6 protein-coding genes are annotated in these 6,483 nt (G+C 51.4%); 3 read left to right on the forward strand and 3 right to left on the reverse strand.

From position 1 onward, the window contains the following. The 3 genes from ACLUYS_RS08950 to ACLUYS_RS08960 form a co-directional block, all read left to right on the forward strand. A partial coding sequence (locus ACLUYS_RS08950) for a LysR family transcriptional regulator substrate-binding protein (RefSeq protein ID WP_412659649.1) occupies positions 1–261 on the forward strand: 261 nt, incomplete at its 5' end. A gap of 310 nt (positions 262–571) precedes the next feature. After that, on the forward strand, positions 572–1,978 hold the full coding sequence (locus ACLUYS_RS08955; RefSeq protein WP_412659650.1) for a trypsin-like peptidase domain-containing protein: 1,407 nt from the start codon (positions 572–574) through the stop codon (positions 1,976–1,978). Positions 1,979–2,266: 288 nt separating this feature from the next. After that, positions 2,267–3,208 (forward strand): magnesium transporter CorA family protein, encoded by a 942-nt coding sequence (locus ACLUYS_RS08960; RefSeq protein WP_230267853.1) that lies wholly within the window; start codon positions 2,267–2,269, stop codon positions 3,206–3,208. Positions 3,209–3,356: 148 nt separating this feature from the next. Here ACLUYS_RS08960 and ACLUYS_RS08965 read toward each other — a convergent pair whose 3' ends face one another. The 3 genes from ACLUYS_RS08965 to ACLUYS_RS08975 all read right to left on the reverse strand — a co-directional run. Beyond that, complete coding sequence (locus ACLUYS_RS08965) at positions 3,357–4,145, reverse strand: alpha/beta hydrolase (RefSeq protein WP_230267854.1); 789 nt, start codon at positions 4,143–4,145, stop codon at positions 3,357–3,359. A 10-nt stretch (positions 4,146–4,155) separates the two neighbouring features. Beyond that, positions 4,156–4,299, reverse strand: coding sequence for a hypothetical protein (locus ACLUYS_RS08970; RefSeq protein ID WP_288339222.1), 144 nt, complete (start codon positions 4,297–4,299; stop codon positions 4,156–4,158). Positions 4,300–4,624: 325 nt separating this feature from the next. Continuing rightward, positions 4,625–6,483: NPCBM/NEW2 domain-containing protein (locus tag ACLUYS_RS08975; RefSeq protein ID WP_412659651.1), on the reverse strand; the 1,859-nt coding region annotated here is incomplete at its 5' end.

Genomic DNA, 6,483 nt, shown 5'->3' on the forward strand with positions numbered 1-6,483 from the left:
GCCCAATACGATCTGCATCTGAATCCCGATATTGAAGTGGCGGCAACCGATCAGATTTTGCCGGTGGTGCGCAATCATCTTGGCGTCGGCTTTGTGCCGCAGGAATTTCTTAGCGAAGAGGCACGGACGGGAGATCTCTGTACGCTCTCGCTGGTCGAAACGATTCCGCCGCGCTCCATTTATCTGGCCAGAAACCGGGATGTCCCGATGAGTCAGGCCGCCAGGGCTCTCGAAAAAATGATTCTGGATCTGCGCGAATAAACAAATATTCATGATGTGAAAAATAAAAACGAATGGATGCATTTGAACCTTCCGATTCAGTTTTTGTCTCATTTCATCAGATTTCCCAGGGATTGTGAAAAAGTTGTTCCATTAGTGTTACCATGGCCATAACTTATACCGAATCTATATAAATACACCGACAGACTGAACCAGACGGCTTGCGTTCTTTTTCGATTCGAACGTACGATTTGGATTTGTATTTGTCACAGCTTTGGATTTGGGGAAAGAAGGCAGGAGGGCAATCCTGCCGCCTTTCTGAGAAGCAAAATTATGAACAGGAGAAAAAGAGATGAAACGCAGTAAAACTCTGAGCGCTGTATTGAGCGCATCGCTTTGCGCCCTGCTGCCGGCAGCTCCAATTCTGGCTGCAGAATCCGACGTGGATACGCGTCCGGCAGAAACGGTGAACCAGATTGACTCCAGCCGCCGTGCCAGAACGAAAAACACCTTCGAGTTTATTCGCCCGAAAACGTTTGAAAAGGAAACCCGCGAGGGCAGTGACATTCTGCTCGAACGGCTCCCGCTTTCCGAACGCAAAAAAGCCAGCTGGGTCGATGACCGCACGACAGTCAGCGATACGACACAGTTTCCGTACAATGCCATCTGCAAGCTGTACATGACCTTTGAAAACGCCTATGGCGAAGAAGAATACTTTGTGGGCAGCGGCTACATGGTTTCCCCGACCGAAATGATGACATGCGCCCATTGCCTGTTTGCCCGACCGGAAGAAGGCGGCTATGGTATTGTAACCCGTCTGGTTGTGGAGCCGGCGGTCAATGGAGACTTTTATCCGTTCGCCCGCTACGATTCTGACGAGGAAGTCTCCCGCTATTCGATGCCCGCGCTGTATCAGGATCCGTCCACGAGTGAAGAAGACTCCTTCATTTACGATTTTGCGCTCGTGCAGTTTCCTTCGCCGCTGACCGACGGATCCTTTATCCGTTTGAATTCCCCATCGGGAACCGGTCCCGTTCACGTGTCCGGCTATCCTGCAGAAGTTCGAGGCGTTTCCAATGAGACAAACCAGTATGAAGACTGGGGAACCTATTCGTACATGGACGGCCCGTTCCTGGAACATGACACATCCGCCAGCGGCGGACAGAGCGGTTCGCCAATGCTCAATCGCCGCGATGAAGCCGTAGGCGTATACGGCTACAGCTACGAAGATCGGATCACCGGTGAACAGTCCGGAATCGGCGGCGGTGTGGCGATGACGCTGTCCGTTCTCGATTATGCGGACCATGCTTTAGAAAACGAAGACGGCACGGGGGATAACTTCATTGAAACGCCGGTTTACCGCGTATACAATCCAAACTCCGGCGAACACCTCTATACGAAGAGCGCCAACGAAACCGCGTTCCTTTCCCGCGTCGGCTGGACGTATGAAGGGGTTGCCTGGAGAAATGCGGAAGGCGAAAATCTCACCGAAGTATACCGTCTCTACAACCCGAATGTCGGCGACCATCATTACACGGTCGATCAGAATGAAGCCAGGTTCCTCGTTTCCGTCGGCTGGAGAAACGAAGGCGTAATCTGGAGTGCTCCGCAGGCCAGCGACGCGTTCCAGAACGTATATCGTCTGTATAACCCGAACGCAAGAACCGGCGCACACCATTTCACCACCGATCAGAACGAATACAGCTTCCTTTCCAATAACGGATGGAAAGCTGAAGGCAAAGCGTTCGACGCCAGGTAAGCTTTCCCAGAATTTCCGTTCTTTTCGGAAGATTCCTGCTTTCCACCCGAAAAACAGCGAGCTCAGACCCAGTCGGTCCGGGCTCGTTTTTCATTCTGGAAAGAACAGCCAGTCCGACTCGTGTACGGTACCTGAGCCGCGTTTTGAAAACCTTCCGGAATTCGGATTTCTGAGTGTTGAAAACGAGTATACGAATTCCTCTCGCTAAGATAAAAGAACAGAGCGTAATCATTTGCAGGTTCGTACTGCGGCTTTGTATAGGGGATAAGAAAGAAGCGAGATGAGAAAATGATTCAGTATTTTAAAACGTCAGGATCCGGAACGCTGGAAGAAATCGATCAGCCGGTTCGCGGATGCTGGATCAGCGTAGTGAGCCCGACTCAAGTAGAAAAACAGCGCCTTCTGGATGAGTTCCTTATTCTTCCGGAGTTTTTGCGCGCGGCTTTAGATGAAGAAGAATCGTCCTATATCGACCGTTCTGAAGACGACAATCAGACGCTGGTCATTATTGACTATCCCGAAAAGGATCAGACGACACGCAAAAGCATTGAAACGTATATCACGCTGCCGATGGGCGTCGTCCTGCTCGACAAAATGATCATGACGATTTCGACGCGGGAAAACTCGACGATTGAATCCCTGATTCAGGGAAAGGTGAAAGATCTCGATACCCGTTATAAAACGCGGTTTCTTCTGCAGCTCATCCTTCTGATTTCACAGGAGTATTTAAGCGCGCTGCGTCTGATCGACCGCTTCAGCAACCAGACGGAACAGAAGCTGTATAAGCACATGAGTAATTCGAATCTGATCGACATGCTCGTTCTTGAAAAGAGTCTGATCTATTTTTCGACATCCTTAAAAGCGCTCGAGCAGACGCTGCGGCGCATTCTTCGATCGCGACAGATTCCGATGTATGAATCCGATCGCGGCCTTCTCGATGATGTTCTGATCGAGGTTAAGCAGGGCATTGAAATGTGCGAGATTTACTCGGATGTCATGGATCGCAGCGCGGACGGCTTTACCAACGTCATCAACAACAACATGAACATCATCATGAAGCGGCTGACCGTGATCACGCTCGTCCTGTCCATCCCGAATATGGTCTACGGCTTTTACGGCATGAATGTTACAGGCCTGCCCTGGCCGATGGCCTGGGTACCGCTGCTCATTTCGATTCTTCTCTGCCTGTTTGCGTGGCTCTATTTCCGTCACAATTCCAGCTATAAATGAGTCCGGCATTTTCATGAATTTATGCCGTTAAAAAAGGGAAGTCCTTCTGGGCTTCCCTTCGTGCGTTTATCGTCTTTTTCGTGGTGTGAAATCGTTCGATCCAAAGTTTCAGAGAGGGCGATTTCTGTATCGCAACCGGACGGCTTTTTTACTGTGCAGCCTTTTCCATGTCCAGTTTCTGATCCTGATAGAGAGAATTCGAAAGAATTTCCGTTTTTTCCCCGGCAAACGCCTTTGCGGCGTCCAGATCGTCCTGCAGCTGCGCCATCAGCCAGGCGGTGACGTATCCGTCCGCTTTATACAGGATGTCCCCGTGCGGCGTATCGACACGGCGCATCATGACTTTCTGTCCGGGAAGTTTTGCATAAATTTCTTCAAGCTGCTCCTTGTTTACGACAGGATCATCGCCTCCGCCTGCACCGCTGATGAGCAGAGTCGGAATAGGAACCAGAGATGGATCGTACGCCCATTCGAGATTTTCCGCCAGTTCCAGATTGGTCGGCGAAAGCGCGACGATCGTTTTGAAAACGTCATGATGAGGCTGAACGCTCGCCGCATTCATGGCGCCGACACCGCCCTGGGAATGACCGACCGCGCCGATCCGGTCGAAATCGACTTTGTGATAAAAGACGCTGTTCTGATCGCCGATCTTTTCGTTTTCGTCCAGCCGCTCCAGATGACGCAGGGCCATTTCAGCGCTACATCCATTCCACGAATACGCTTCTTCGCTGCCGATGACGATAAATCCCCAGGAGGCGTAATGTTGCGCGATCGCCGCATAACGGGAAAGCGGTACGCCCGTCCCGTTACAAAGAACGACAACCGGCCAGGTACGATCGCTCGTTTCCAGTTCTGCGGGATAGAAAATTTCGTATTTTGAAAAGTTCTGCAGGGCGTGATCTTCCTGCTTTTTCACCGCATACGGGCCATTTTTCATGTATTTGGATTCAATGACGCCTTCGACCTGTGCTTGAATAGTCTGCAGGAACGGCACGGCGCGTCTGCAGCCATTTAAAGCCCATCGCAAGCACAAGGCCAAGGACGATCAGCACGATCAGGACAATCGAAAGAATTTTCCAGTAATTTCTCATAGCTTCTCCACAATATTTTTTCCTATCCTATCACTATCCAAAAGAGAGTCTTCTTCCATAACGAAAGAGAAAGATAAGCGGGTTTGAATGTCAATTCGTCTTTCCTCTGGCGGGAAAATCTCGCCATCCTCATGATGTGTTTTTTCAGCTGTAAAGAAACGATCGCATAAGAAAAGCAGAGTCCGCCTTGGATAATTCCAAGAGGCATGGACTCTGCTTCATTTTTTTGTTCCGAATGGAGACTTTACTTCGCCATCAGAAAAAGACAGGTCTGGGACGCAGGGATCTGCGATCCAGTCATCAGCTTTATCTGTTTTCAATCGGCTTACTTCAGGCCGTCCAGCTTTTTGGAGTCGGGTGTAAAGCGAAGGGCAAGCAGGGACGCATGAAGGGCTTTGGCCTGTGCGTTGATGTGCGCCTGATCGAGCGCCTTGTTGACAAGGGCTTTAGCACTGGCAAGATCCTGCGCGAACGTGCCTTTGGATGCATCCGTTACTTCATTCAGATCAATCGTTTCAGCCGTTTTGATCAGCAGATTGAGCTGAGTGTAGTCCAGGACAGCCGGCGTTTCGCCGAGCATGGCCAGACGCGCATTGCGGATGGCTGCGGCCGCATTGTCGATCTGCAGCTGGGTTACGGTGTTCTGGGCATTGCTCAGTACATCTTTTTTCAGCGCGGATCCGGTTTCAATTGCGGTGATCCAGGCGGCTTTCTTCGCCGCGTCGACCGAATCGAGGCGAACGTTTGGAAAGGTTTCGATTTCTGCGGTGAGCATAGTGAGATCGAGGTTCGTTGCCTGCATCTGCGGCATGGTCATTTCGAGCTTGCAGTCCGCAAAGTCCGCGTGACCGTCCCAGTTGTTGGACGGCTGCGTGGCATTGAGCGTGATCTGGGTAACGCCATCGAGCGGTACGCTGAATTCTTTAAGCGGTGTGGTACCGGTCATGGAACCCGAATTGAAGGCTTCCTTCGAGCCGGTAAGAATCTTAAAGGTGATATTGGCGTAAATCGAATTGTGCTTCGTGTAGTCGACGCCGACGGCTCCCCTGAGTGCGGAATACGTATTGGCCGGGATATTGAAGATGATGTTTGTGTTGACGTGCGATCCGATGCCTTTTTCGTATTTTCTGCCGTTCTGCTCTTCATCGCAAAGGGTAATGGCAGCTCCGCTTGAAGCCTTGTCCTTTTGAATCGTGTCGTAGCCGACGGTCGAATTTTCGGACCAGGTCAGATCGGACAGATAGGCGGCCATTTTAAAGTCCATCGTTGAAGAATGACTTTCGGTTCCGTCTTTGGAAAGCACGAACACTTTGACCTGATGGCTGTTTTCAAAGAGAGAAACGTTCAGACTTGCTGATCCGGTACCGATTATACGGCTTACTCCGTCATCGAGAATGACGGTCGCATCGGGATCCATCGCCTGCGCACGGACTTCAAAGTTCGATTTGGAAATCGTCTGGGCATACGTTTCGGCCATTGGATCAGAGACGGTTTTGCCGTCCACGCTCAGCGCGTACAGATCGGCGTTAGCGGGATCGGAGGCGTACAGTGTATACCTTTCCACGGCTCTGGAAATGCCGTCAGCGGCAAGCACTTTGACGATCAGCTCATTGACGCCCGGCTTGATCTCGCCAAGCAGCGAATGACCCTGCGCATCGAAGGCGAGTTCTTTTCCGTTGAGATACGCCTGACGGCCTGCGCCCATATACGCGGCGCTCAGTACCGCTGTGCTTTCATCGGAAACGACATTCGGTTCTTCTTTGGAAAGAACGGCATCGCCCAGTTTCACGGACGTTACCTGTGCAGTCGTATCGGGTGCGTAAAGAATATGAACAAGTTTCTTGTCCAGGTTGATGCCGTCTTCGGCATGGCTGGCCACGATAAAGGAGTTCATGCCGGTTTTGAGCGTAACGCTGGCCGAGAGAGTTTGGCCCGCTTGTGCCGTTGCGAGCGCAGCCGGATTGAGGGCGCTGTACAGCGAAAGGGAAGCTGTATCGTCGCTTGCAGCCGAGATCGTCATCGTATTGGACCCTGTCCAGGTCATGACGCTGTTGGCGCTGAAGGCTTCATCATTGACCTTCAGATCCTTAATGGCACAGCGGCTGTCTTTGGCCTGTTCAATGTTCAGCGCTACCGGCGTAGAACCATCCGCATTGGCAATTGTCCACTCGGTTTTGCCGGAGA

The organism is Allobaculum sp., assembly GCF_047010065.1.
In the GTDB taxonomy this organism is placed as follows: domain Bacteria; phylum Bacillota_I; class Bacilli_A; order Erysipelotrichales; family Erysipelotrichaceae; genus Allobaculum; species Allobaculum fili.

Coding starts and splice junctions, on each gene's coding strand:
- ACLUYS_RS08955 (WP_412659650.1), top strand. CDS start 572: ATGAAACGCAGTAAAACTCTGAGCGCTGTATTGAGCGCATCGCTTTGC.
- ACLUYS_RS08960 (WP_230267853.1), top strand. CDS start 2,267: ATGATTCAGTATTTTAAAACGTCAGGATCCGGAACGCTGGAAGAAATC.
- ACLUYS_RS08965 (WP_230267854.1), bottom strand. CDS start 4,145: ATGAAAAATGGCCCGTATGCGGTGAAAAAGCAGGAAGATCACGCCCTG.
- ACLUYS_RS08970 (WP_288339222.1), bottom strand. CDS start 4,299: ATGAGAAATTACTGGAAAATTCTTTCGATTGTCCTGATCGTGCTGATC.